This is a genomic window from Miniimonas arenae (assembly GCF_006351005.1).
Classification (GTDB): Bacteria; Actinomycetota; Actinomycetes; order Actinomycetales; family Beutenbergiaceae; genus Miniimonas; species Miniimonas arenae.
Genome location: NZ_VENP01000045.1, coordinates 1 through 25,138 on the forward strand (window position 1 = coordinate 1; position 25,138 = coordinate 25,138).

25 protein-coding genes, 2 tRNA genes and 1 other RNA gene are annotated in these 25,138 nt (G+C 74.1%); 18 read left to right on the forward strand and 10 right to left on the reverse strand.

What is annotated here, in order from left to right; all coding sequences use genetic code 11:
- A partial coding sequence (locus FH969_RS11215; protein ID WP_180359769.1) for an MATE family efflux transporter occupies positions 1–1,298 on the reverse strand: 1,298 nt, incomplete at its 3' end.
- Positions 1,299–1,646: 348 nt separating this feature from the next.
- Between FH969_RS11215 and tadA the strand changes: the two genes are divergently transcribed.
- The 3 genes from tadA (at position 1,647) to FH969_RS11230 (ending at position 4,285) form a co-directional block, all read left to right on the forward strand.
- Complete coding sequence (gene tadA, locus FH969_RS11220) at positions 1,647–2,141, forward strand: tRNA adenosine(34) deaminase TadA (protein ID WP_281285373.1); 495 nt, start codon at positions 1,647–1,649, stop codon at positions 2,139–2,141.
- Positions 2,142–2,337: 196 nt separating this feature from the next.
- Positions 2,338–3,411 (forward strand): hypothetical protein, encoded by a 1,074-nt coding sequence (locus FH969_RS11225; RefSeq protein ID WP_139987295.1) that lies wholly within the window; start codon positions 2,338–2,340, stop codon positions 3,409–3,411.
- A gap of 1 nt (position 3,412) precedes the next feature.
- Positions 3,413–4,285: a hypothetical protein gene (locus tag FH969_RS11230; RefSeq protein ID WP_139987296.1), complete on the forward strand. Its 873-nt coding sequence runs from the start codon at positions 3,413–3,415 to the stop codon at positions 4,283–4,285.
- 59 nt (positions 4,286–4,344) lie between these two features.
- On the opposite strand, the gene FH969_RS11235 is transcribed toward FH969_RS11230, so the two are convergent.
- The gene (locus tag FH969_RS11235) at positions 4,345–5,220 is read right to left on the reverse strand and encodes an NAD-dependent protein deacetylase (RefSeq protein ID WP_139987297.1); all 876 of its coding nucleotides are present in this window, start codon (positions 5,218–5,220) and stop codon (positions 4,345–4,347) included.
- A 158-nt stretch (positions 5,221–5,378) separates the two neighbouring features.
- On the opposite strand from FH969_RS11235, the gene FH969_RS11240 reads away from it, so the two are divergent.
- Positions 5,379–5,465 (forward strand) — tRNA-Ser (locus FH969_RS11240).
- A gap of 120 nt (positions 5,466–5,585) precedes the next feature.
- On the forward strand, positions 5,586–6,239 hold the full coding sequence (locus tag FH969_RS11245; protein ID WP_139987298.1) for an SRPBCC family protein: 654 nt from the start codon (positions 5,586–5,588) through the stop codon (positions 6,237–6,239).
- Here FH969_RS11245 and FH969_RS11250 read toward each other — a convergent pair.
- The 6 genes from FH969_RS11250 to FH969_RS11275 all read right to left on the reverse strand — a co-directional run bounded on the left by FH969_RS11250 (position 6,230) and on the right by FH969_RS11275 (position 9,244).
- Entirely contained in the window at positions 6,230–6,799 is a 570-nt protein-coding gene (locus tag FH969_RS11250) for a DUF4190 domain-containing protein (RefSeq protein WP_180359770.1), read from the reverse strand. The genes FH969_RS11245 and FH969_RS11250 overlap by 10 nt on opposite strands.
- 15 nt (positions 6,800–6,814) lie before the next feature.
- The gene (locus FH969_RS11255) at positions 6,815–7,435 is read right to left on the reverse strand and encodes a LytR C-terminal domain-containing protein (RefSeq protein ID WP_139987300.1); all 621 of its coding nucleotides are present in this window, start codon (positions 7,433–7,435) and stop codon (positions 6,815–6,817) included.
- 42 nt (positions 7,436–7,477) lie between these two features.
- The gene (locus tag FH969_RS11260; RefSeq protein WP_108718998.1) at positions 7,478–7,774 is read right to left on the reverse strand and encodes a type II toxin-antitoxin system VapB family antitoxin; all 297 of its coding nucleotides are present in this window, start codon (positions 7,772–7,774) and stop codon (positions 7,478–7,480) included.
- Positions 7,775–7,874: 100 nt separating this feature from the next.
- Positions 7,875–8,666, reverse strand: coding sequence for an aldo/keto reductase (locus FH969_RS11265; RefSeq protein WP_139987301.1), 792 nt, complete (start codon positions 8,664–8,666; stop codon positions 7,875–7,877).
- A gap of 266 nt (positions 8,667–8,932) precedes the next feature.
- Positions 8,933–9,017 (reverse strand) — tRNA-Ser (locus FH969_RS11270).
- Positions 9,018–9,040: 23 nt separating this feature from the next.
- Positions 9,041–9,244 carry a hypothetical protein gene (locus FH969_RS11275; RefSeq protein WP_180359771.1) on the reverse strand — a complete coding sequence of 68 codons (204 nt, stop codon included), beginning with the start codon at positions 9,242–9,244 and terminating at the stop codon, positions 9,041–9,043.
- A gap of 228 nt (positions 9,245–9,472) precedes the next feature.
- Between FH969_RS11275 and ffs the strand changes: the two genes are divergently transcribed.
- The 4 genes from ffs (at position 9,473) to FH969_RS11295 (ending at position 13,563) form a co-directional block, all read left to right on the forward strand.
- An RNA gene (gene ffs / locus FH969_RS11280) (signal recognition particle sRNA small type) lies at positions 9,473–9,569 on the forward strand.
- 62 nt (positions 9,570–9,631) lie between these two features.
- Complete coding sequence (locus tag FH969_RS11285; RefSeq protein WP_139987303.1) at positions 9,632–12,349, forward strand: DNA polymerase III subunit gamma and tau; 2,718 nt, start codon at positions 9,632–9,634, stop codon at positions 12,347–12,349.
- A gap of 7 nt (positions 12,350–12,356) precedes the next feature.
- Positions 12,357–12,965, forward strand: a complete 609-nt coding sequence (gene recR / locus FH969_RS11290) for a recombination mediator RecR (protein WP_139987304.1) — start codon at positions 12,357–12,359, stop codon at positions 12,963–12,965.
- Positions 12,958–13,563 carry a DUF5063 domain-containing protein gene (locus FH969_RS11295; protein WP_139987305.1) on the forward strand — a complete coding sequence of 202 codons (606 nt, stop codon included), beginning with the start codon at positions 12,958–12,960 and terminating at the stop codon, positions 13,561–13,563. Before recR ends, FH969_RS11295 begins: the two co-directional genes overlap by 8 nt.
- A gap of 12 nt (positions 13,564–13,575) precedes the next feature.
- Here the strand turns inward: FH969_RS11295 and FH969_RS11300 are convergent, their stop codons facing one another.
- Positions 13,576–14,601, reverse strand: coding sequence for an ABC transporter permease (locus tag FH969_RS11300; protein ID WP_139987306.1), 1,026 nt, complete (start codon positions 14,599–14,601; stop codon positions 13,576–13,578).
- Complete coding sequence (locus FH969_RS11305; RefSeq protein ID WP_139987307.1) at positions 14,598–15,611, reverse strand: ABC transporter ATP-binding protein; 1,014 nt, start codon at positions 15,609–15,611, stop codon at positions 14,598–14,600. The genes FH969_RS11300 and FH969_RS11305 overlap by 4 nt, the downstream gene beginning before the upstream one ends.
- A 131-nt stretch (positions 15,612–15,742) precedes the next feature.
- Between FH969_RS11305 and FH969_RS11310 the strand changes: the two genes are divergently transcribed.
- The 9 genes from FH969_RS11310 to FH969_RS11350 all read left to right on the forward strand — a co-directional run bounded on the left by FH969_RS11310 (position 15,743) and on the right by FH969_RS11350 (position 24,744).
- Positions 15,743–16,303: a dihydrofolate reductase family protein gene (locus FH969_RS11310; RefSeq protein WP_139987308.1), complete on the forward strand. Its 561-nt coding sequence runs from the start codon at positions 15,743–15,745 to the stop codon at positions 16,301–16,303.
- Between the two features lie 100 nt (positions 16,304–16,403).
- Positions 16,404–16,841 (forward strand): Sec-independent protein translocase subunit TatA, encoded by a 438-nt coding sequence (tatA, locus tag FH969_RS11315; RefSeq protein WP_139987309.1) that lies wholly within the window; start codon positions 16,404–16,406, stop codon positions 16,839–16,841.
- 56 nt (positions 16,842–16,897) lie between these two features.
- Positions 16,898–17,701 (forward strand): twin-arginine translocase subunit TatC, encoded by an 804-nt coding sequence (tatC, locus tag FH969_RS11320; protein ID WP_139987310.1) that lies wholly within the window; start codon positions 16,898–16,900, stop codon positions 17,699–17,701.
- On the forward strand, positions 17,698–18,483 hold the full coding sequence (locus FH969_RS11325) for a TSUP family transporter (RefSeq protein WP_108719010.1): 786 nt from the start codon (positions 17,698–17,700) through the stop codon (positions 18,481–18,483). Before tatC ends, FH969_RS11325 begins: the two co-directional genes overlap by 4 nt.
- Positions 18,480–19,544, forward strand: a complete 1,065-nt coding sequence (locus tag FH969_RS11330) for a Gfo/Idh/MocA family protein (protein ID WP_246071885.1) — start codon at positions 18,480–18,482, stop codon at positions 19,542–19,544. Before FH969_RS11325 ends, FH969_RS11330 begins: the two co-directional genes overlap by 4 nt.
- A 144-nt stretch (positions 19,545–19,688) precedes the next feature.
- Positions 19,689–20,969, forward strand: coding sequence for an aspartate kinase (locus tag FH969_RS11335; protein WP_108719011.1), 1,281 nt, complete (start codon positions 19,689–19,691; stop codon positions 20,967–20,969).
- The gene (locus FH969_RS11340; protein WP_139987311.1) at positions 20,966–22,135 is read left to right on the forward strand and encodes an aspartate-semialdehyde dehydrogenase; all 1,170 of its coding nucleotides are present in this window, start codon (positions 20,966–20,968) and stop codon (positions 22,133–22,135) included. Before FH969_RS11335 ends, FH969_RS11340 begins: the two co-directional genes overlap by 4 nt.
- Before the next feature lie 46 nt (positions 22,136–22,181).
- Positions 22,182–23,168 (forward strand): serine hydrolase domain-containing protein, encoded by a 987-nt coding sequence (locus tag FH969_RS11345; protein ID WP_139987312.1) that lies wholly within the window; start codon positions 22,182–22,184, stop codon positions 23,166–23,168.
- A gap of 265 nt (positions 23,169–23,433) precedes the next feature.
- Positions 23,434–24,744 (forward strand): MalY/PatB family protein, encoded by a 1,311-nt coding sequence (locus FH969_RS11350; RefSeq protein ID WP_246071886.1) that lies wholly within the window; start codon positions 23,434–23,436, stop codon positions 24,742–24,744.
- Positions 24,745–25,138 lie beyond the last annotated feature (394 nt).

Below are 25,138 nucleotides of genomic sequence, written 5' to 3' on the forward strand. Positions count from 1 at the left end.
CCCAGCGGCACGGCCGCCCCGATCCAGGCCAGGGGCGCCGCGAAGCATGCCCCGAGGAACCCGAGCGGGCCGACGAGCAGCAGCGCCGCCCCCGACCGCAGGATCAGCTCCATCACGCCGGACAGCGTCGGCACACCGCTGCGGCCCATTCCCTGCAGCGCGCTGCGCAGCGGGAAGATCACCCCGAGGAAGATGTACAGGGACCCGTTCACCGTGAGGAACGTGTGCGCGTTGTCCAGGATCTCCTGGGCGTGCGCATCGCCGCCGGCGAAGGCGCGCACCATGTCCTGGCCCCAGAGCACGCACGCGAGCCCGGTCGCGACGGCGATCCCCGAGACGAGCAGCAGCGTGCTGCGAACTCCGCGCCGGATTCGCGACCACTGCGCCGCTCCGCGGTTCTGCGCCACGAACGTGGCCGTCGCCATCCCGAACGCCTGGAAGGACGTCATGGCGAGCTGGTCCACCCGCGAACCCGCGGTGAACGCCGCCACCGCCTCGGCGCCCAGCCCGTTGATCGCGTACTGGAGCACGAGCGCGCCGATCGCGATGATCGACATGTTGAAGCCCATCGGCAGGCCGAGGTGCAGCGACTCGGCGACCTGCTCCCTGCGCAACCGCCAGTCGGACCGGTGCGGACGCAGCTCGGGCATCCGTCGCGCGATGAGGGCGAGGCATGCAAACACCGTGACGAGCTGTGCGGTCACCGTGGCCAGCGCCGCGCCGCCCACCCCCATCCCGACGAAGCGGATGAGGACGATGACGAGCGCGATGTTGAGCAGGCTCGACATCGCCAGGAAGAGCAGCGGTGTGCGGCTGTCGCCGAGCGCGCGGATAATGCCCGAGAGGAAGTTGAACGCGATCATCGACGCGCAGCCCACGAAGATCACCGTGAGGAACGTGGTCGCGTCGGTGAGAAGCGACGCCGGTGTGGCCATCCACACGAGCAGCTGCCGGGAGAACGGCACCCCGACGAGGGTCAGCAGCACCGCGGCCCCGGCCGACAGCGCCGCGCCGGTGGCGACCGCGCGGCGCACGCCCGCGGCGTCCCCGGCCCCGAACGTTCGGGCGACCGGGATCGAGAAGCCGTTCGTCATCCCCATCGTGAAGCCGAGGAGAAGGAACATGATGCTGCCGCTCGCGCCGACGGCGGCGAGCGCGTCCATGCCGAGCGTGCGTCCTACGACGACGGCGTCGGCGAAGGAGTACAGCTGCTGCAGCACAAGCCCCGCGAGCAGCGGGAGCGCGAAGAGGGTGATGAGGCGGAGCGGGGAGCCTGAGGTGAGGTTCGTCGTCGTCACGGTGGTGCCTGGGTTCCGTATCGGTGCGTGTTCGGGTGTGTGGTCGCGGTGGTGAGTCGGGTGTCGAGGTGGGTCTTGGTTCCGCATGCGAACGCTCACTCATCAGAAGCGCGTCGATCGTGCACGAGCGTCGTCGGTGGGGTCGAATCGATTCTAGTCCGGACTCGTATCGATTCGGCAAGGGGGTTCGGCAAGATGGTCGACGTGACTTCCGACGACGCCGTGCAGCCCGCCGACTCCCCGTCGGTGCGGGTCGGCGTCGACGCCTCGCCGGACCCCCGCCCTGGCGCGGATCGCTCCGCCGAGGGAGACCGTGCCGCGGCTCCCGCATGGTCGGGCGGCACGCTCATTCCCGGCAGCGGTGTCGCCGATCTCACGGACCGTGACGCGCTCATGGGACTCGCGCTGGCCGAGGCGCGCGCGGCGCTCGCCACGCAGGACGTGCCGGTCGGCGCGATCGTGCTGGACGCCGTCGGGCGCGTGATCGGCCGCGGGCGCAACCGGCGCGAGGCCGACGGCGATCCCACCGCCCACGCCGAGCTCCTCGCGGTGCGCGAGGCGGCCGCGACCCTGGGGCAGTGGCGGCTGGAGGGCTGCACGCTCGTCGTGACCCTCGAACCGTGCGCGATGTGCGCCGGCGCCCTCGTCCTCGCGCGGCTGCCCACGCTCGTGATCGGCGCGAGCGATCCCAAGGCAGGCGCGTGCGGGTCGGTGCTGAACGTGGTCCAGGAGCCGCGGCTCAACCATCGCGTCGACGTCGAGACCGGCGTCCGCGCGCAGGAGTGCGGCGAGGAGCTGCGGGCGTTCTTCCGTGCCCGACGGCGAGGTGGCGCCTCCGCGTGAGGCTCGCCGTCGCGCGGGCTGCTCGGGCGCGTGTCCGACGGCGAGCTGGCGCCTTCCGCGTGCGGCCCGCCCGGGCACTGGGCTGCTCGGGTGAGCGCGACCCGTCGGGGCAGGACGCCCTGCCCGAACGGGTCGACCCCGCGGGTACCCCTCCGAGGGGGCGGGGGTGGAGGATCGGGGGGACGAGGGAGGCGCCATGTCGACGAAGCGCGCGCACGAGGAGGAGCCGGTCGAGCGCGCGGGGGCGGGGCGCGTCACGAGAGCACCGTCCGCGAACGGCCAGGCTCACGCCCCTGAGCGGGGCCTCCTCGCGCTGCAGCGCGGGGCCGGGAACCAGGCGGTGTCCGCGCTGCTGGCCGCGCGCCGCTCGGCCCGATCGGGGTCGTCGTCCTCGTCCGGCTCGCCGTCGGCACGTGCCTCGGGCGCCACCCGCGCGGCCACCGCCCCGCGGTACACGACCACCGACAGCGGCCTGGCCAACGTCGCGGGGATGCTGTCCTCCACCCTCGGGGGCACGGCGGCCTCCGCCACGGGCGCCGTAACGCTAGACTCCAGCGCTTTCCGGGCCTCGGTCGGCAAGGCGCTCGCGATCACGAAGACGGGGACCACGGTCGAGCTGTCCGCGCAGACCTACTCGGCCAGCGGCAGCGTCAAGGCGACGGGTCCGGCAGCGGCCGTGGGGAACTACGAGGTCGGCTTCCTGCAGACCGTCTACGGGTCGTCGCGCAACTTCTACTACGAGCCCGCCGGCCACTCCCCGGGCCTGCTCGCCCGGATCATGCCGACGGTCTTCGACGACCGCAAGAGCGTCTCCGACACCTGCTCCGTGCTGCCGGTGCGCGACGGCGACGCGGGCGCCGTGCCCTGGTACGGCCCCGAGACCGTGGTGCCCTTCGACGCCGCTGCCACCTCTACGAAGGCCACCTCGATGAGCGACACCCCCAGCAGTACCCAGGACTGGAGCGTGGGGTCGGGCGCGAACCAGCAGAACCTCGTCCGCACGGACGGCAAGGACCGCTTCCGCAGCTGGCTCGCCGTCAAGGACAAGGCGACCGCCTCCGCGATCATGCTCAACTGGGCCGACTGGGAGGTCGACTACACCACCGCCGTGTCCTTCAACTCGGCCTCGCCCGCGGCGAGCGTGGTCACGCCGGCCGCCACCTCCGGCGCGAAGGTGACCGGGACCGGCGACGGCAGCGGAGGCAAGTGGCCGCTGCACACCGACCCCGTCGCCAACGACGTCGCCACCATCGTGAACGGGAACTGGTGAGATGCCACGACGCAGCCCCGCCCCCTCGACCTGGCTGACGCTCGTCGAGCAGGCGACGACGGCGTACACCGGCTCGGCCCGTCTGCGCACCGAGCGCGCGGCGAGCGCCGGCGAGACCGCGTTCCGCGGCGGCGGGTTCACGCTCACGCTCGAGGTCGAGCCGGCCACGGCCGTCTTCGGCGACGCGCCCGACGGCCCGGTCGAGCTCACGGTCCAGACGGCCCTGGCCGAGCGGCAGCGCGAGGCGCCGGGCGCGCTGCGCTTCCCTCCTGACCTCCTGCGCCGCGTCTCCTACGCCGACCAGGCGCGACCGGATGCGCGCGACGACGTCCTCGTGCTCGCCGTCGAGCCTCCCGTCGTGCGCGGACTCGTCGGGAGCGACGACGACCTCCCGACGGCGGTCGCGACCGTCCACGGCTGGCTCACCTCCGGCGCGAACGAGGCCACGATCCTGGGCGACCTGTCCTCGGCGCCGGCGGTCGCCGTCGTCGCCGGGGTGGAGCTGATGCTGCGCTCGGCCGCGGACTCGGCGGACGCGGCGGCGCTGATCGAGCGGGTGCTCGCCGTCGAGCCGTTGGCCGCCGGGGCGGTGCGCGGGGTGCTGGAGCTCGTCGACCGCGCGGCGCTGGGCGAGGGCGACCTCGAGGTGGTCGCCGATGCGCTGCTCGATCGGCTCGGGAGCGAGACCGATCCGGACGCGGCTGTGGCCGTGCTCGGGTGGCTCGACGCGCACGGCGACGTCACGGGCGAGGAGGCGCGCTCCGGACTCGCCGCGGCGCTGCCGCGCCTGCGTGAGCTCGACGCGGGCGACGCGGGCGGGGACACGACGGCGTGGCGCGCCGAGATCGCGCGGTTCGCCGACGCCGTGGAGTAGTCGTGCGGGCCGAGCGGACGGCGCTCGGCTGTCGATGCGTCGGGGGGTCCGACGGCGCGTCAGGGCGCGAGCGTCTCGGCGAGCCGCGTCAGCGTCTCGGAGGTCCCGGCGTTGAGCCGCATCGTGGCGTGCTCGTCGCCGCGGGTCACGCCGCGGTTCACGATGACGACCGGCTTGCCGTCGCGCGCGGCCCGGCGCACCAGACGCAGCCCCGACTGCACGGCGAGGGACGTGCCGGCGGTGAGGATCGCGGTCGCGTCGTCGACCATCTCGTAGGCCCGGGCGACGCGCTCGCGCGGCACGTTCTCGCCGAAGTAGACGATGTTCGGCTTGAGCACGCCGCCGCACGCCTCGCACGAGGCGACCCGGAAGTGTGCGGTGCGCTCGATCACGGCGTCGGCGTCGGGGGCGACCTCGACGTCGGCGACGTCGAGCGTGTCCAGGAAGTCCGGGTTGAGCGCCGTGAGGCGGGCGTCGAGCTCACGCCGGGAGATCACGCGGCCGCAGTCGAGGCAGATCACCTCGTCGTAGTGGCCGTGCAGGTCGACCACGTTCCGGGCGCCCGCGGCTTGGTGCAGTCTGTCGACGTTCTGGGTGATGACGCCGGAGACGACGCCCGCCTGCTCGAGCCGGGCGAGGGCGCGGTGGCCGTCGTTGGGCCGGGTCGCGCGCATGTGGTGCCAGCCGACGTGGTTGCGCGCCCAGTAGTGGCGGCGGAAGCCCGGGTCGGCGACGAACTGCTGGTACGTCATCGGGGAGCGGGGCACGGCGTCGGGGCCGCGGTAGTCCGGGATGCCCGAGTCGGTGGAGATGCCGGCGCCGGTGATCGCGAGGACGCGGTGACCGCGGAGCAGCTCGACGGCGGCGTCGACGTCGGCCGGGGTGGCCGGTGCGCGGCGGTCGGCGTAGCTGGGCGACCAGGTGGAGTGGAGCATGCGGGCGGGTGTGGTCATGGCATCCCGGACAACGCCCCGGGCCGCCGCGCCATTCCGCCACGTGATGCAGGGAACGGGTCGCGCCGCGGGGGCGCTCGGCGGCGGGAGCCCGCGCGATTCGGTGGATCGGGCCGCCCGTGGGTAGACTCTCCGGGCCAGGTAGCGTGTCCGAGCGGCCTAAGGAGCACGCCTCGAAAGCGTGTGTGGGTGAAAGTCCACCGTGGGTTCAAATCCCACCGCTACCGCACCGAACGAGCGGCCCCGCCCGCAGATCTCTGCGCGCGGGGCCCCTCGTCGTAGCGGTCCGCGAGCCGGCGGGACCTTCGGTCCTCGCAGGCCGCCGCCCCGCCGTCGACCATCGACCCATGGGGACCAGAGGTGTGCTCGCGGCATCGACGGTGGGCGCGCTCGTCGCCGGGGCGATGGTGCTCGCCCGGGCGCGGACCCTGGCCTGGGGGACGCTCGACGGCGAGCGTGTCGGCGCGCTTCCGGGTGACGACCTCGTGCCCGACGCGGCCGTCGTCGCGACTCGCGCCGTGACGATCGACGCGCCGCCGCAGGAGGTGTGGCGCTGGATCGTGCAGCTCGGCCAGGGCCGCGGCGGGTTCTACTCCTACGACCGCCTGGAGAACCTGCTCGGCCTGGACATCCACAGCGCGGACTCGATCCAGGAGCGCTGGCAGGAGGTTGTGGTCGGCGACGAGATCCGCCTCGCCGAGGAGGTCGCGCTGCGAGTGGCCCTTGTGCGGCCGCCCGAGCACCTGGTCCTGCTGGGTGCGCCGGAGCCGGGAGAGAGCGACGCGATGCCGATGAGGATGTCCTGGGCGTTCGTCGTCCGCGGGGCCTTACCACGCGGAGGCGCCGCCGCAGCGACGACGCGGCTGATCGTCCGCGAGCGCTACCAGCCGTTGAGCGTGGCCGGCCGCGCCATGGTCGAAGCGGTGCAGCCGGTGAGCTTCCTCATGTCGCAGAAGATGCTGCGCGGCATCCGGGACCGCGCGGAGCGTGCTCAGCCGTAACTGCTCGCCCCGGCGACGCTCGCCAAGACGACGACCCAGAAGAGCACGAAGAGGACGCCGAGCGCGAGGAGCCCGTAACCGATCGCCAGTGCCGCGACCGCGAACCCGCGGCCCTCCTGGTTCGGGTCTCGACGGATCTGGCTCAGCGCGATGTGGCCGAGCACGATGCCGACGAACACCGAGATGCCGGTGGCGACGCCGGCGAGCGAGCAGATGAACCCGATGATCGCGAGCTGGTTGGTGGGCCGGACCGCCTGCTGAGTCACGTACGGCTGCGTCACGTACGGCTGGGGCGCCGTCGGGCTGCCGTAGGGCGTGGAGGAGTACGGCGCCGCGTACGCGGTCTCGGCAGCAGACGCGTACCCGTACCCGGTACCGGGCGCGGCGTCGGCGACCGGTCGGTCCTGGACGTACCCAGTGGAGGAGTCGGCAGTGCCGGTGGCCCAGGACGTCGGGAGCGGCGCCGTCGGCGGCGTGCCGTACGGGTTCGTCGCGCTGGAGGTGGGCAGCGGCGTCGTCGGGTCGGACGGTCCGAGGGGGGCACCGGGGAGGTTCGACACGGGCAGGTCTCCTTGTCAGGCGGCCGGCTGGATGCTGCTGAGCGGCGTGCAGCCCTCGCGGCCCGTGATCGGCGTCGCGGGGTCGAGTGCGGAGGTGGCGGGGTCGTTGGTGGCCGTGAACTTCTCACCGATGATGACGTCTACCGTGGCGTCCTGGCGCGCGGGGTCGAGCAGGATGACGGAGTCGGGGAAGAGCGCACCGACGGTGTAGGCCGCAGCGACGCCGTTCACCCCGGTGGAGATCTCCGTCGTCTCCGGGTAGGTGCCGCCGGTGTAGTTGGCGACCTGCGCCGTCGCGACCCCGAGCCCGTTGAGCGTGGCGCCGACGCCGGCGGCCAGGCCCGAGCGGGCGGTGCCGTTGTAGACGTTGACGGTGATCTGGTCCCAGGCGACGGGCAGCGCGCCGTCGGCGGGGCACGGGGTGACCTCGGCGGCCACGGTGGCCTCCTCGTCGGCCGTGAAGTCGGGATCGAACGGGGGCGGCACGAGCCCGAGGAACACGCCCAGCGCCGCGAGCCCGAGCACCACGAGCACCACCGTGATGCTGCCGAAGATGATCGTCTGGCGCTGCAGCAGGTGGCGACGGCGCAGCTGCTTGCGGCGCGCGGCCTCGTCGATCTGCTGGGTGCTGCTCACGGGGAGAGGGTACCTTTCGAGCCGTTCGCGACCGCGGCCGGCTCAGCCGAGCTCGAGGACGCGGGCGTGGATCGTGGTGCGCTGCTGGAGCGCGGAGCGCAGCGCGCGCTGCAGGCCGTCCTCGAGGTAGAGCTCGCCCTGCCAGGCCACGACGTGGGCGAACAGGTCGCCGTAGAACGTGGAGTCCTCGCTCAGAAGCACCCGCAGATCGAGCTCCGTGCGGACTGTCGTGAGCTGGTCGAGGCGGATCTGGCGAGGCGGGAGGTGCGCCCAGTCGCGGGTGGTGACGAGGCCATGGTCGGGGTACGGCTTGCTGTCGCCGATGGCCTTGAAGATCACGGGTAAAGACTATCGGGGCGCCCCGACCGGCAGGACCGGTCGGGACGCCCCGCTGTGCAGGTTCTGCGAAGAGCTCATGCCCTCCGGTGGACCGGCCGCGTCAGCCCGCGAGCCCGCTGACCCGCGCGACCTCGTCGTCGGTGAGCACGAACCCGGCGACGTCGAGGTTCGCCGCGATCCGGTCGCGGTGCACCGACTTGGGGATGACGACAACGCCGGTGTCCAGGTGCCAGCGCAGCACGACCTGCGCGGGCGTGACGCCATGGGTTTCGGCGATCTCGGCGAGCACCGCGTCCTCGAGATCGGTGCGCTTGAACGGGCTGTAGCCCTCCAGCACCACGCCACGCTCCCGGTGGGCGGCGACGAGGTCGGCGTCGAAGTCGGCCGGGCTCCACGGGATCTGGTTGATCGCGGGCGTGACGCCGGTCGCCTCGGTGAGCTCGTCGATCTGCGCGATCGAATAGTTGCTGACGCCGATCGCGCGGACCTTCCCGGCCTGCTGGGCGGCGATGACGTTCTCCCAGACGTCGGGCCGGGCCTTCTTGTTCGGCGGCCAGTGCACGAGCCAGAGGTCGACGTGGTCGAGGCCGAGCTTCGCGAGCGACTCGTCGATGATGCGGGGGGCGTCGTCGGCCTCGTCCGGGGGGAGCTTGGTCGTCACGACGATCTCGTCGCGGTCGACTCCGGAGTCGGCGACCGCGCGGCCGACCTCCTCCTCGTTGCCGTACGCGCGCGCCGTGTCGATGTGGCGGTAGCCGAGGTCGAGCGCGGCGCGGACCGCGTCGTACGCCTCGCCGGACTCCGCCTGCCACGTGCCGAGGCCGAGCTGCGGAACCTCCACACCGGGTCGCAGGGTCACGCTGGGGATCGAGTCCTTCGTCGTCTCTGCCATGCGTCCATCCTGCCCCAGACCGCGACACGGACCGGTCACCCATGCGGACACCTCGTGCACAAGCGCGGACACCGGGGGTCGGGTGCGCCACCGCCTGGCTGCGGTCCTCCGTCGCTGCAGGTCACAGCGCTCACAGGTCGGGTTGAGTGCTCCGCGAGGTCTGACCGTCCGCGATTGTGCACCGCCGTGCGCGGTGGCGGGCTCGAGTCGACCGGGCGCAGGGCAACGAAGAGCCCCGGAACCGTGCGGTTCCAGGGCTCTCGATGCGGAGGATGGGGGATTCGAACCCCCGAGGGTGTTACCCCAACACGCTTTCCAAGCGTGCGCCATAGGCCACTAGGCGAATCCTCCCGGCCGGAAGAGTTTACCCGACGTCAGGGGGTGCCCAGCCACGCCACAGCGGCCGTCGCGAGCGCCCGCTCGGCCGTCTCGGTGGTCCGCTCGACCGCCGGCGCGAACGCGGGCGAGTGGTTGAACGCGATGCCCGGCGGGAGGTCCGCCAGCGACAGCCCGACGCTCGAGATCCCGGGGAAGAGCTCGACGTCGTGCCCGCCGTAGAACCAGAGCACGGACGGCACGCCCGCCGCCGCGGCGGAGTGCCCGAAGTCCTCGACCGAACAGCGTGATGCGCAGGCCGTCCGAGGCCGCCATCGTCGGCCCGGGCCGGATCGCCACGAAGCCCGGCGGGAGCGGGGCGACGTGCTGGCCGAGGCAGACGTCGGGCGTCCCGAACCGTGCGAAGAGGTCGTCCGTGATCATCGCCTGCGCGCACGGTGGGACCGCCCGCCGGGACGGGTAGACTTCACGCCGACCCCTCGTGCGGCGTCATCTCGCTGAACCCCCCCAGGGCCGGAAGGCAGCAAGGGCAGGCGGGCTCTGGCGGGTGTGCGAGGGGTCCTTGCTTCCCCTGTGGACAGCCCCCTCCCACCCTCGGCCGTGTCAGGGCGCCCGACTACCCTGAGTCGGTGACCACAGCGCTGTACCGCCGGTACCGCCCGGACTCGTTCGCGGACGTGATCGGCCAGGAGCACGTGACCGACCCCCTGCGGGCCGCGTTGCGTGCCGACCGCGCCACCCACGCCTATCTCTTCTCCGGTCCGCGCGGTTGCGGCAAGACGACCTCCGCACGCATCCTCGCGCGCTGTCTCAACTGCGCGCAGGGTCCGACCGACACCCCGTGCGGCGTCTGCGACAGCTGCGTCGAGCTCGCCCGCGGCGGCCCCGGCAGCCTCGACGTCGTCGAGATCGACGCCGCCAGCCACGGTGGTGTCGACGACGCTCGCGACCTGCGCGAGCGGGCCGTGTTCGCACCCGCTCGGGACCGCTACAAGGTGTTCGTCATCGACGAGGCGCACATGGTGACGCCGCAGGGCTTCAACGCGCTGCTCAAGCTCGTCGAGGAGCCGCCGGCGCACGTGAAGTTCGTGTTCGCTACCACCGAGCCCGACAAGGTGATCGGCACGATCCGGTCCCGCACCCACCACTACCCGTTCCGGCTCGTGCCGCCCGCGGTGCTGCAGGACTACCTCGCCCGCCTGTGCGAGGCCGAGAGCATCCAGGTCGAGTCCGGCGTCCTCCCGCTCGTCGTGCGGGCCGGCGGCGGCTCGGTCCGCGACTCCCTCTCCGTGCTGGACCAGCTCATGGCCGGCGCGCAGGACGGCTCGGTCGGCTACCACCTCGCGTCCGCCCTCCTCGGCTACACCCCCGCGACCCTGCTCGACGACGCAGTGGGTGCGCTCGCGGCCGGCGACGGCGCGTCGGTGTTCCGCGTGGTCGACGCCGTCGTGGAGTCAGGCCGCGACCCGCGCCGCTTCGTCGAGGACCTGCTCGACCGGCTGCGCGACCTCATCGTCATCGCCGCCTCGGGCGACGAGGCCGACGCCGTGCTGCGCGCGGTCCCGGCCGACGAGCTCGAGCGCATGCGTCCGCAGGCCCGCACGCTCGGCCCGCACCGGCTCTCGGTCGTCGCGGACCTCGTCAACACCGGCCTGACCGAGATGGTCGGGGCGACCTCGCCCCGACTCCAGCTCGAGCTCGTCCTGACCCGCGCGCTGCTCGCGCTCGGCGCGTTCGGCGCCGCGCCCGTGGCGTCGCCCATCGGCGCGCCGGCACCGGCGGTGTCGGCTCCCGCGGGAGGCCCGACGGCGCAGTCCGCCTCGGGCGCGCCGGCTCGCCCGGCGCAGCACTCGGGTCAGGCGGGAGGCCCGACGGCGCAGCCAGGTTCGGGTGCGTCGGCTCGCCCGGCGCAGCCCTCGGGTCCGGTGTCCGAGCCCGAGCGGACAGCCGCCGCCGACACCACGGCGCCCGCCTCGCGAGCCGCCGAGGCGTCGGAGGCGTCGGAGGCGCAGCGTGGCCCCACGGACGAGCCGCAGCCGGTCACCCGCGACGAGCGGTCACGCGACACGGGTGGACGTGCCGGGCGGGAGCCGGCCGAGACGGGGGCCGCGGCTGCGCCCTCGCCCGCACCCGCCGCCGCAGACCCGTCGGGGCCGGACGCGCCGCACGCGCCGGAGGCACCGGCCGACCCGGCACGCCCCCCGGCGCAGCGCGACGGCCAGCCGGCCGGAGGTGTCGACTCTGAGGAGCTACGTCGGCGCTGGCCCGAGGTGCTCGAGCTCACCGGCACGCTCAACCGCCTGGTCTGGATGCTCGCGCGCGACAACGCGACGGTGGCGGGCCTGTCCGGCGACGTGCTCACGCTCGTCTTCGACGGCCCGGGTCCGGCCCACTCCTTCTCCGGCCGGGACGGCGCCGCGGTCCTGGCCCAGGCGGTGTACGAGACGCTGGGCATCACGGTGCAGGTCGTCGTCGAGACCGGCGGTCCCGGCCCGCAGGGCGGTCCCGGCGGACAGGGCGGCCCCACGCCACCCGGCCCCCGACAGGGCGACGGGCGCGCCCCGGGTGCGGACGCAGACCGGCGACGGGCGGGGACACCGACCGCCGTCGGCGGTCGGGCGGCCGCCGATGCTGGCCCGGCAGCGCTCGCGGAGCACGACGGCCCGGCGGCCGCCGCCAGCGGGCCGTCCTCGTCGAACGATGGCGCCCGACCGGTCGAGCGCGCGCCCCGCAGCGGCGGCGGGAACGAGTCCACCCCCGCACCGCGCGAGGTGCGCCAGCCCGAGCCCGCGCGTCAGCCCGAGCCCGCACGCCAGGGCGTGCCCGACGACGTCGAGCCCATCCCGGTCTCGGAGACGGTGGCCCGCGCCATGGCCGACTGGGGTGACCCGACCCCGGTCGCCGTCGCCCGCATCCCCACCGCCGACGCCCCGGCTCTCGCCGACGCCGGCCCAGCCGGCGCACCCCGCACCTCGACCGTGACGGGCGCATCGGCGTCCGCGCAGACGGCACCCGCCGCCCCGGCGCGACCGACCACGGCGAGCCGGCCGACCGGGGCGAGCCCCGCCGTCGTGCATGAGTCGCGAGCGAGCGAGCGCGAGGCCCCGCTGGCCCCGGTGATCGACCTGGCGAGCCGGCAGCACCGCCGCGAGCGGCCGCCGCCGTGGGAGGACGACCCGAACGTCCCTGCGGGTTCGACCCCACCGGAGCTCGACGACCTCGAGGACCTGGACGGCTCGGTCGATGCGAGCGAGGCCGGGGGGATCGTGGGCGCGCCGCTCGTGGCGCGGCTGCTCGGCGGCGTGGTGATCGACGAGATCGTCGACGGCCCGGAGGGACGGAGGTGAGCGCCCGATGAGCGCTGCGTACGAGGGTGCCGTCGCGGACCTGATCGCCGAGTTGGGCCGCCTGCCCGGCGTCGGGCCCAAGAGCGCGCAGCGGATCGCGTTCCACATCCTCTCCACCGACTCCGACGACGTCGCGCGCCTCGCTGACGCGCTCATCCAGGTCAAGGCCCGGGTGCGGTTCTGCGCGATCTGCGGGAACGTCGCGGAGTCCGAGCAGTGCCGCATCTGCGCCGACCCGCGCCGCAACGACACGCAGATCTGCGTGGTGGAGGAGCCGCGCGACGTCGTCGCGATCGAGCGCACGCGCGAGTTCCGCGGCCGGTACCACGTGCTCGGCGGCGCCATCAACCCGATCGACGGCGTGGGCCCGGACGACCTGCGCATCCGCGAGCTGATGACCCGCCTCGCCTCGGGCGTGGTCACCGAGGTCATCATCGCGACCGACCCGAACGTCGAGGGCGAGGCCACCGCTGCCTACCTCTCCCGCCTGCTCGGGTCGATGGGGGTGGCGGTGACCCGGCTAGCCTCGGGGCTACCGGTCGGCGGCGACCTGGAGTACGCCGACGAGATCACGCTCGGCAGAGCGTTCGAGGGAAGGGTTCGACTCGATGCCTGACACCATGATCGACGCGTCCGTCCCCTCGTCCGTGCCGCCCCTGGACGCCGACCTGCGCGGGATCGCCGACCGCACCGCCAGCGAGGCGCGCACGTTCCTCGACACGGTGACCGAGGTGAGCGCCGGCACCGCGCCCGACGCCGCGTTCCCGCTGCTCCTGCTCGCGCTCGCCGACCTCTCGGCGGCCGGGGCGATCCTCGGCGCCATCGTCGACGTCGTGCCCGCCGAGCGGTTCGAGCCTGACGACGGCCCCGACCCCGACGTCGACCCCCTGCGGGAGGCGCTCGCGAACGTCCTCGACGGCGTCGACGAGTACGTCGAGGTCGCCGACCCCGTGCTCGACGTCGAACCCTCCTCCGCCAGCGTCTCCGCCGACATCGCGCTCGTCGCGGCGGCGCTCGGCCACGGCCTGGCGCACTACGACGCCGGGCACGTCTCCGAGGCGCTGTGGTGGTGGCAGTACTCCTACCTGCAGGACTGGGGCGACCGCGCGGCGAGTGCGCTGCGCGTCGTCGTCGCCCTGCTCGCGCACCTGCGCCTCGACGTGCCCGACGACGTCGCGGCCGAGGCGGAGTACGACGCGCTGCACGGCGCTTGATCGCAGGGCGGGTCAGGCGATCCGGATGCCGCGAGGCAGCGTGGTCGCCGGAACGCGCAGGCGCCGCGCCGCCAGCCAGAGGCTGCCCGCGCCGGCCGCCGCGTACACCGGGATCGACCAGGGCCAGACGGCCGAGCCCGCGGGCGTCGAGGTGCCGAACCCGCCGTCGTCCAGCCAGCACTCGTCGATCTCGTCCCGCGCCCCCGCCTGGGCGAACCGGACACCGGCGCCCATCAGGGCGAGCGGGTCGCTGCCGTTCAGCGACGGGGCCGGCGCTGCGGCGACGTCCGCGACGAGGACGAAGGGGTTCAGCCCGAGCAGCCACGCGGTGTCCTCGGTGTGGGTCTGCGTCTCCTCCCGCTCCGACCAGCTGCACGCCCCGGAGCCTCCGACGTCCACGCCGTACACCTGCACCACCTCGGTGCGCTGCAGGAAGAACGCCGAGAGTCCGAACGCGATCAGGGTGCCGACGCCGACGCCGGCCACGACGACGTAGGTGAGCAGCGCCGAGCCCGCCGGGCGCGCCACCGACGCGGACAGCGCGAGCCCGACGGCGCACACCACCGCGAGCACGAACGCGAGCGTCAGCACGCTCGCCACCACGCGAACCGGCGAGATCCGCCCCAGCACCGCGCCCCAGACGAGGAACGGCAGCGAGGTCGCGAGGAACGCGAGCGCCGCGCCCCACGCCGCGAGCAGCTTGCCCACCGCGAGGTCGAGCGGCGTCAGCGTGGTGACCTGGAGCACCGCGAGCGTGCCGGCCGCGCGGTCGCCGTTCACCGACGTCGCCGACAGCGTGGGCGAGACCAGCAGCCCGAGGAACAGCACGACCATGAGCACGACGCCGAACAGGACCCGCCCCGCATCCTGCCGACTCAGCCACTCGCTGTCCCCGACGCCGGAGACGGCTGCCGCCACGCCCCACGCGATGAGTCCGACGACGACGAAGAACGCGATCAGGGCGACCTTCCAGCGCGTCGAGCGGATCCGCTGCCGGACCTCGAGGACGGCGACCGTCCGCACACCCCAGGCGCTCATCGACGGTCCGTGTCCATCGCGAGGTAGGCCTGCTCGAGGCGCCCGTACGCCGGCCCGAACCGGGTCAGTGCCACCCCGGCGGTGACGGCGTCGCGCACGAGCTGCGCTGCCTGGAGCTCGCCGGTCAGCGAGACGAGGAACGTTGCGGGTCCGGCGGGTCCGGTGGGATGGGTGGGTCCGGCGGGTCCGGCGCATGCGGCGGGATCGACGGCCGAGGCGGCTCCTGCGCCGCCCGCCTCCTGCGTGACCCCCAGGCCGACCGCGGCCGACCACGCGAGGAAGGCTGCGCCGTCGAGCACGTGCACGCGCCACGGCTGGAGGGCTGCGGTGGGCGGCGCGAACGAGGACACGCCGCGTTGCAGGAACACGGCGGCGTCGACCATCTCCTCGAGCTCGGCGAGCTCGTGCGAGGAGACGAGGACGGCGACGCCGGCCTCGGCGAGGTCGCGCACGATGCCGCGCAGCTCGATCCGGGAGCGGGGGTCGAGCCCGGCGGCGGGCTCGTCGAGCAGCACCACGGCGGGGGAGTGCACCAGTGCGCGGGCCAGCCCCAGCCTCTGCTTCTGCCCCCGGGAGAGGACACGCGAGGGTGCGTCGGCCAGGTCGACCAGGTGCACGGTCGCCAGCAGCGTGGTCGCACGCTCCTTCGCGACGGCGGGCGGGAGCCGGTAGGCGGCCGCGAACGTCTCGAGGACCTCGCGGCAGGTGAGGGTCTCCCAGGTGCCGAACACGTCCGGCATCCAGCCGATGAGCCGGCGCGCGGCGGCGCCCGACGTCGCGACGTCCAGCCCCCGCACCTCGACCCGCCCCGCGTCGGGGGCGAGGAGCCCGGTCAGCATGAGCAGGAGCGTCGTCTTGCCGGACCCGTTCGGACCCACGAGGGCCGTGACCGAACCCGCCTCGAGGCTGATGCTCGCGTCCACGACGGCACGCACGGGACCGAAGCTTCGGCTCAGGTGCTCGGCCACGAGCGCGGCGGAGTCGGCGGGTGCCAGCGCTGCTGCGGCCATGCCAGCCACCCTAGAGCCGGCGCCGCCGGTGCGGACAGGGCGGGGACCCGGGGCCTTCCCTGCCTCCGTGGCCCGGCGTACGGTGGGCCGGCACCGGCGCCTGGGACGATCGCGAAGGAGTCCTCCTCACCATGAGAGAGCTGCACTACGGGATCAACGTCACGCTCGACGGCTGCGTCCACCACGAGGCGGGCCTCGTGCCGGACGCGGAGTTCATGGACTTCTGGACCGCCCGCACGGAGAAGGCGAGTGCCCTGCTCTACGGGCGGGTCACCTACGAGATGATGGAGTCGGCGTGGCGCGCTCCGGCCGACGGGGCCTGGCCCGACTGGATGCAGGAGTGGGACGTCCCGTTCGCCCAGGCCATCGACCGGGCCAGGAAGTACGTCGTGTCGAGCACGCTGACCTCCGTCGACTGGAACGCCGAGCTGGTGCGGGGTGACCTCGCCGAGGCGGTGCGGGAGCTCAAGCAGGGGCCCGGCGGGCCCGTGGCGGTGGGCGGAGTGCGGCTTCCGACGACACTGGCCGGCCTGGACCTGATCGACGAGTACGAGTTCCTCGTCCATCCGATCGTCGCCGGTCACGGGCCGACGCTGCTCGCCGGCCTGCCCGAGCGCCTCCAGCTCGAGCTGGTCGAGCGCAGTGACTTCCGGTCCGGCGTGGTGGCCCTGCGCTACCGCCCCCCGGCGTAGTCCGTCCGCGCGCGTCGCGTTGCCGGACCGGGTCGCGACGTCGTCGGGCGGATCAGGCCCCTCGTCTACAGTGGAGACGTCCACGGCCGAAGGAGAGGGCATGCTACGCAACGGCATCCAGATCCAGCACATCCTGCTGCTGCTCCTGGTGGTGCTGCTGATCTTCGGGGCGAGCAAGCTCCCGGACATCGCCCGCAACCTCGGGAAGTCGATGAAGGTCATGAAGGAGGAGATCCGCGACCTCCGGGACGACGACAAGCCCGAGTCGACCGGTCCCTCCGCCGCGCAGCCGCCCGCTCAGCAGCCCGTGCAGCAGCCGTACGTCCAGCCGGTCCAGCAGCCGTACGTCCAGCCGGTCCAGCAGTACCCGTCCGACCAGGTGCCGCCGGTCCAGCAGCCGTACCAGCCGGCGCCGCCTGTCCAGCAGCCGTATCAGTCGAGCTCGCCGTTCCCGCCCGCCGCACCGGCGCAGCAGCCGTACCAGCCGGCGCAGCCGCAGCAGCCCCCGCAGGACGCGGGCGGGCGCCCCCTCTCCTGACCCCGGTGGTGGCGCCACCCCGACCCGGCTCCCGGAAGGCCAATCCCGAGGCCCGGATGAGTCTCGGGAACCACCTGCGGGAGCTTCGCCGTCGGATCGTGTGGGCCGTGCTCGGCCTGGTCGTCGGCGCCGTCGCCGGCTGGTTCCTCTACGAGCCGATGTTCGAGCTGCTGCTCGAGCCGATCCGCGCGATCCAGGGCGGCGGCGTGGAGGCGGACCTCAACTTCCCGAACGTCATGGCGGCGTTCGACACCAAGATCCGGGTCTCCTTCTTCCTCGGCGCGTTCGTCTCCAGCCCGTGGTGGCTCTACCAGTTCTGGGCGTTCGTCGCGCCCGGCCTCACGGGCCGGGAGAAGCGGATCGGGCTCGCGTTCGTCGGGGCCGGCGTGCCGCTGTTCCTCGCGGGGGCGTGGCTCGCGTGGACGGTGCTGCCCAACGCCGTGGAGCTGCTGACCGCCACGACGCCCGAGGGCGTCTGGAACCTCATCGACGCGCAGGCGTACCTCACGTTCGTCATGCAGTTCATGATCATCTTCGGGTTCGCGTTCCTCCTGCCGCTCGTCATGGTCGCGCTCACCGCCGTGGGCGTGGTCCGGGCGAGCACGTGGCGCTCGGGTTGGCGCTGGGCGATCATCGGCATCTTCGTCTTCGCGGCGTTCGCGACGCCGTCGCCCGATGCCGTGTCGATGTTCCTCATGGCCGTGCCGATCTGCGGTCTCTACGGCGCGGCGCTGCTGGTCTGCGCGTGGCTGGACCGGCGCCGCGACAGTCGGCTCGCCCAGCGCGACGAGGAGCTCGGCGGCGGGCCCGAGCACGGAGCTGGTCGAGACGGCCGCGAGGCGCCCGGAACCCCCGCGTGACGGGCTCGGTCGAGCTCGACGTCGCCACCCTCGTCCTGCTCGCGCTCGCCGGCTTCGCGGCGGGCTGGGTCGACGCGGTCGTCGGCGGGGGCGGGCTCATCCAGCTTCCCGCCCTCCTGCTCACGCCCGGCATCACGCCGGTCCAGGCGCTCGCGACCAACAAGCTCGCCTCGATCATGGGCACGTCCGTGAGCGCGGTGACGTACTACCGGCGGGTGCACCCCGACATGACGACGGCGGCGCCCGCTGCGCTCGCGGCCCTTGCCGGCGCGTTCGGCGGGGCTGCGCTCGCGTCCTTCATCCCGGCGGCGGCGATGAAGCCGATCATCGTGGTCGTCCTCATCGGGGTGCTCGTGCTCGTGCTGGCGCGCCCCACGCTCGGGGCACGCACCGCGCTGCGCTGGGAGGGCAACCGGCACCGCGCGATGGCCGCGCTCGTCGGCCTGGGGATCGGCGCGTACGACGGCCTGCTCGGCCCCGGCACGGGCACCTTCCTCGTACTGGCACTCGTGTCCGTGCTCGGGTACGCGTTCCTGCCCGCGTCCGCGATCGCGAAGGTGATCAACTGGGCCACCAACTTCGGTGCGCTGCTGTTCTTCGTCCCGCACGGCGCCGTGCTGTGGACGCTCGGCCTCGTCGTCGGCGCGGCCAACCTCGCCGGTGCCTACCTGGGCGCCAGGATGGCCATCGCGAAGGGGAGCTCCTTCGTCCGGATCGTGCTCGTGGGGGTGGTGTCGGTGCTGATCGTGCGGCTCGGCTGGGACGTGGTGACGACGTGGTGAGCGCCGGGGTGGGCGGCGGCGCAGCGCCCGACGGCGAGGCGTCCGACGCCGCGCACGTGCGCTGGGCGGTGCTCGGCCCGGGCGCCATCAGCCGCGACTTCGTCACGGGCCTCCAGGCGTCGGCGACCGGCGTGCTGCACGCCGTCGGGTCGCGCGACGCGGGCCGGGCGGCGGCGTTCGCGGCCGAGCACGGCGCCCCGGTCGCCGGCGAGGCGCACGAGATACTGGCGCGCGACGACGTCGACGCCGTCTACGTCGGCACCGTGCACCCGGCCCACCTCGAGCTCGCGGTCGCGGCGCTCGAGGCCGGCAAGGCCGTGCTGTGCGAGAAGCCGCTCACGCCGTCGGCCGCGGACACCGCGCAGCTCCTGGCGGCGGCAGCGCAGGCGGGCGTCCCGTTCGTCGAGGCGTTCAAGTACCGGTTCGGCCCGTACGCGCACCTGCTGCGCCGGCTCGTGGAGGAGGACGTCGTCGGGCGCCCGCTCGAGCTGCACGCGGCGATGGGGTTCACGGCCGGCTCGAAGACCGGTCGCCTGTTCGACCCGGCGCTCGCGGGCGGGGCGATCCTCGACGTCGGCTGCTACCCCGTCTCGCTCGCCGTCGCCGTCGCGGCGTGGGCCGGCTTGCTCGGCGCGGCCGACGGCGAGGGCGAGGGCGAGCCTCGTCGCCTCGGGGTGCGTTCCGCCGTCGGGCACGTGGGCGAGACCGGAGTGGACGAGCGCGCGGAGGCGGTGCTCGCCGTCGGCGGCCTCGACGCGCACGTGGCGACGGCGATCGTCGCGGACCTGCCGCGCGACGTCGTGCTGCGCGGCAGCGCCGGCTGGATCGACCTGCCCGACGTGTGGGGGTCGCGGACGGAGTCCGGCACGCGGCTCGTGGTGCACGCCGACGGCGAGCCGCCCTTCCCGATCCAGGTGCCAGTGGTGCAGCCGATGGCAGCGGAGGCGGACGCCGTCGCCGCGGCGCTCGCCGCGGGGCGCGGGCAGGCGCCGGAGATGCCGTGGGCCGAGAGCGCCGTGATCGCCGGGCTGCTCGAGGACTGGCGACGCGCGCTGGACTGAGGCGCGCGAGCGCCGCGGCGCCGAGCGCGGTGATCTGACGCGCGGTGTCCGGCCTGTGGGCGAACGCCCCGGCCGACCGGGCCCCTGCGCCTAGAATCTCCCGGTGGACGGCCCGCGCTGGGCCCTGTCAAGCCCGGGAGTCTCGTGTCGCTCATCGTCGCCAAGTTCGGCGGGTCGTCGGTGTCCGACGCCGCCAGCATCCGCCGCGTGGCCGGTCGGATCGCCCAGATGCGGCTCGACGGTCACGAGGTGGTGGTCGTCGTCTCCGCGATGGGTGACACGACCGACGAGCTCATCGAGCTCGCGGAGCAGGTGTCCGACGGTGCCGAGCAGCCGCGCCGCGAGATGGACATCCTGCTCACGGCGGGCGAGCGCATCTCGATGGCGCTGCTCGCGCTCGCGATCCACTCCTTCGGCGTGAAGGCGCAGTCCTTCACGGGGCAGCAGGCCGGCGTGCTCACCGACTCCGCCTACGGCAACGCGCGGATCATCGACGTCACGCCGTCGCGCATCAGCAAGTGCGTGGGCAAGGGGAACGTCGCGATCGTCGCCGGCTTCCAGGGCGTCAACGTGGACAGCAATGACGTCACGACGCTCGGCCGCGGCGGGTCCGACACGACCGCGGTGGCGCTCGCGGCCGCGCTGCACGCCGACGTCTGCGAGATCTACACCGACGTCGACGGCGTGTTCACCGCCGACCCCCGCATCGTCCCGACGGCACGGCGGATCGACGTCGTGACGAGCGAGGAGATGCTCGAGCTCGCCGCCAACGGCGCCAAGATCCTGCACCTGCGTGCTGTGGAGTACGCGCGTCGGTACGGCGTCACGCTCCACGTCCGCTCGTCGTTCTCGATGCTCGAGGGCACCCGCGTCATCACCCCCGCACCAGGAGAGGAGCACGCCATGGAGGCCCCGATCATCTCCGGCGTCGCGCACGACCGCAGCCAGGCGAAGGCCACCCTCGTCGGCGTGCCAGACGTCCCCGGCGCCGCCGCTCGGATCTTCGAGACGGTGGCCGCCGCCGGCGCCAACATCGACATGATCGTCCAGAACGTCTCGGTCCAGGGCACGGGGGAGACCGACATCTCGTTCACGCTGCCCGCCGCCGACATCGCCGTCGTCCGCCCCGCGCTCGACGCGCTGGCGCAGGAGCTGGGGTACCGCGAGGTGCAGTACCGCGACAACATCGGCAAGCTCTCGCTCATCGGCGCCGGCATGCGCTCGCACCCCGGGGTGTCGGCCAAGCTCTTCGGCGCGCTGCGCGACGCCGGGGTGAACATCGAGATGATCTCGACGTCGGAGATCCGCCTGTCCGTGGTGACGAGCTCCGACGACCTGGACACGGCCGTCCGCGCGGTGCACACGGCGTTCGGTCTGGACGCCGCCGAGGTGGAGGCCGTGGTGTACGGAGGGACGGGACGATGAGCGAGGCACAGGTGGCAACCGTGGCCGAGCAGCTGGCCGGGCAGGCGGCGGGGGAGCGGACGACGGGCCTGACCGTCGCCGTGGTCGGCGCGACCGGGCAGGTCGGCGCCGTGATGCGGCACCTGCTCGAGGAGCGCGACCTCCCGGTGGCGCGCGTGCGCTACTTCTCCTCGGCGCGCTCGGCGGGGCGGACCCTGCCGTGGCGGGACACCGAGGTCGTGGTCGAGGACGCGGGCGCGGCCTCCGTCGAGGACCTGCGCGGCATCGACATCGCGCTGTTCTCCGCGGGCGGCGGCACCTCCCTCGAGCTCGCGCCGCGGTTCGCCGAGGCCGGCGCCGTGGTGATCGACAACTCCTCGGCCTGGCGTCGCGACCCCGACGTGCCGCTCGTGGTCTCCGAGGTCAACCCGCATGCGATCGTCGACCGTCCCAAGGGCATCATCGCCAACCCCAACTGCACGACCATGGCGATCATGCCGGTGCTCAAGCCGCTCGACTCCGAGGCCGGGCTCGAGCGGGTCGTGGCCGCCACGTACCAGGCTGTCTCGGGCAGCGGGGTGGCCGGCGTCGCCGAGCTCGCCGGCCAGGTGCGGGCCGCACTCGCCTCCGAGGTCCCGGTGGAGACGCTCGCGCTGGACGGCTCCGCGGTGCCGTTGCCCGAGCCGGTCAAGTACGTCGCGCCGATCGCGTTCGACGTCGTCCCGCTCGCCGGGTCGATCGTGGACGACGGCTCGGCGGAGACCGACGAGGAGCAGAAGCTGCGGCACGAGTCGCGCAAGATCCTCGAGCTGCCCGACCTTCGGGTGGCCGGGACGTGCGTGCGCGTGCCGGTGTTCACCGGTCACTCGATCGCGGTGCACGCCGAGTTCGCACGGGAGATCAGCCCCGAGCGGGCACACGAGCTGCTCGCGCAGGCGCCGGGCGTCGAGCTCGCCGACGTGCCCACGCCGCTGCGCGCGGCCGGGAACGACCCCGCCTACGTCGGCCGGATCCGGCGCGACCAGTCCGCGCCGGAGGGCCGCGGGCTCGTCCTGTTCGTCTCCAACGACAACCTGCGCAAGGGTGCGGCGCTCAACGCGGTGCAGATCGCCGAGCTCGTCGCGGCGGAGCTGCTCGCGGGGCCCGCGACGCAGGCTGCCGCCCCGGCGCTCAGCCCCGCGGGCTGAGTCGCCGCGCGCGCGGGCGGCGTCGGCTCCCGCAAGGACGGTCGAGATGACGGAGCACGACGGCGCAGCGCACCTCGAGCGCGTCGTCCGCGGCTGGGGCGTGGGTCCGGTCGTCGTGGCCACCGTGGCGCCCGCCGCCGGCGACCCGCGCACGCTCGTGGTGGGCGTCGACGCGGACCCGGCGCTCGACGTCGAGCTCGGGTCCGTCTCGAAGGCACTGACGGGCCTGCTGTTCGAGGACGCGATCGAGCGCGGCGAGGTCGCGCGCACCACGACGCTCGCGGACGCCCTCCCGGTGCTCGGCGACGCGCCGTGCGCTGCGGTCACGCTCGAGGCGCTCGCGACGCACCGCTCGGGCCTGCCCCGGCTGCCGCGCGGGAGCGCGACGCTGCGGCGGCAGTGGGACCTCGTGGCGCACGGCCGCAACCCCTACGGCGAGTCGGTCGCGGAGGTCCTGGCGCAGGCGGCCCGCACGCGCCTGACCCGTAAGGTCAACGCGCTGTACTCCAACCTCGGCTACGAGCTGCTCGGCCACGCCGTCGCCGCACGCGCCGGACTGCCGTACGCCGAGCTCATGCGCACGCGGCTCGCCGAGCCGCTCGGGCTCGCCTCGGTCTACGTCCCCGCCTCGTCCGCCGACCTGCGCCCGACGGCGATGCCCGGCTTCTCCCCACGCGGTCGCCCGCGCGAGGCGTGGGTCGGCGAGGGCCTGGGTCCGGCGGGCGGGGTGCGCGCGAGCGTGCCGGACGTGGCGAGGCTCGCCGTCAAGCTGCTCGACCAGGCCGCACCCGGGATGGCGGCGCTCGACCCGCGCGTGCGGTTCGCGGGACCACTGCGGGTCGGCTCGGCGTGGATGACGGTGCCGGTGCGGCACGAGGGGCAGGAGCGGCGGATCACGTGGCATAACGGGGGAACGGGCGGGTTCCGCTCGTTCCTCGGGCTCGACCGCGAGCGCGGGACCGCGGTCGTCGCTGTCTCGCCGCGTGCGCGGGCGTTGGACCGGCCGGCGCGGGAGCTGCTGCTGGCGCTGTGAGGTGATGCGGGCCCGGCGGAAGCCCGGGGGTGTTGGTGGACCGGGGGTGCTGGTCGAGCGGGGGTGCTGGTGGACCGGGGGTGCTGGTCGAGCGGGGGTGCTGGTCGAGCGGGGGTGCTGGTGGACCGGGGGTGCCGGTGGACCCGGGGGTGCTGGTCGACCCGGGGGTGCTGGTGGATCGGGCGCGCTCGCGGGCGACGGTGACGCCCGCGGACCAGGGCGCCCACACACCGAGCGAGGGTGCCCGCCGATCTACGCTGGCCGGGTGAGCACCACCTCGACCACCACCTCGACCACCACGTCGACCACCTCTGCCTCGGCACCCCCCGCCACCGCCGCCACCCCCGCCACCGCCGCCACCGGAGGCTCGGACCCCGCGATCGCAGGCCCCCCGCTGCTCGACGTGGCGGCCTTCGACGCCACGACGGCCGAGGAGCTTCGCGCCCGTGGCTCGCTCAAGTGGACGCGGTTCCCGCAGGCGCTCGGGCTGTGGGTCGCCGAGATGGACCTTCCGCTCGCGCCGCCGGTCGCGCAGGCGCTGCACCGCGCGGTCGACATGCCGTTCATCGGATACCTGTCCGCCGAGGCGAAGGCCGCCGCGCGCGAGGCGTGCGCCGCCTGGTACGCCCGCGCGACCGGCTGGAGCCCCGATCCCGCACGGATCCACCTCATGACAGACGTGCTGCACTCCCTCGACCTCCTGCTCGGCCAGGTCCTGCCCGCGGGCACCGAGACGGTTGTCGTGACCCCGGCGTACATGCCGTTCCTCTACCGTCCGCGCGTGCTGGAGCGCCCGTTCGTCACCGCGCCCGCGCGCCGGGACGAGGATGGCACCTACCGCGTCGACCTCGACGCGCTCGACGGCGCGCTGCGCGGCGGCGGCCGGCTGCTCGTGCTGTGCAACCCGTGGAACCCGGTCGGACGCGTGCTGACCGAGGTGGAGCTGCGCGAGGTGGCCGCGGTGGTCGAGGCGAACGACGCCCTCGTGTTCGCCGACGAGATCCATGCGCCGCTCGTGTACGACGGCGTGGGGCACGTGCCGTACGCCTCGCTCTCCGACGCCACCGCGGCGCACTCGGTCACGGCGACCGCGGCGTCGAAGGCCTGGAACCTCGCCGGTCTCAAGTGCTCGGCGCTCGTCGCGACGCACGACGACGTCCACGAGCGGCTGCTCGACCTCGCGCCGGTGCTGTCGGACGATCCGGGCACGCTCGGCGTCGTCGCGATGGCCGCGGCGTACGACGACGGCGAGCCGTTCCTCCGCGAGACCCTCGCCTACCTCGACAAGAACCGGGCGGCGCTCGCGGACGCGCTCGCTCGCGAGCTGCCGAGCGCGCGGCACACCCCGCCCGAGGGCACCTACCTCGCGTGGGTCGACCTGCGCGGCGTGCGCACCGGTTCCGGCGAGGAGCTCCCCGAGGACCTGGTGACGTTCTTCCGCGAGCGGGCCGGCGTTGCGCTGCAGGACGGCGCCGCGTGCGGGGCACCCGGGTTCGTGCGCCTCAACATCGCGCTGCCGCAGCCGATCCTGCTCGACGCGGTCCGCGCGATGGCTGCGGCGGTCGCCGCCGCCTGACGCGGCGGCGCGCGGCGCGCGCGGGGCCTCCGAGCGGGCGCGGGCGGTGCGCAGCTGCGGATCGTTGGTGCACAGCTGCGGACAGGTGGGCGCCGGCGCCTCTGGCGCCCGGCGTGTCGCGTGCGACGCGCCGAGGAGTGGGGGCGGTCGTCCGCGGTTGTGCGCGGGCGTCCGCAGTTCCGACGGCGCCACCCGATGGCGGCGGCCAAAGGACGGGGTGTCAGGCGCGCGCCCGCGCGATCGCGCGGCCTCGCCGCAATGCCGCAGTGCTCGCGCCACCCGACGGCGGCGGCGCTGCGCGGCGCGCGTTGGGCCTCCGAGCGGGCCCGGGCGGTGCGCAGTTGCGGACGGTTGGTGCACAACTGCGGACAGGCGGGCGCCCGCGACCCTGGCG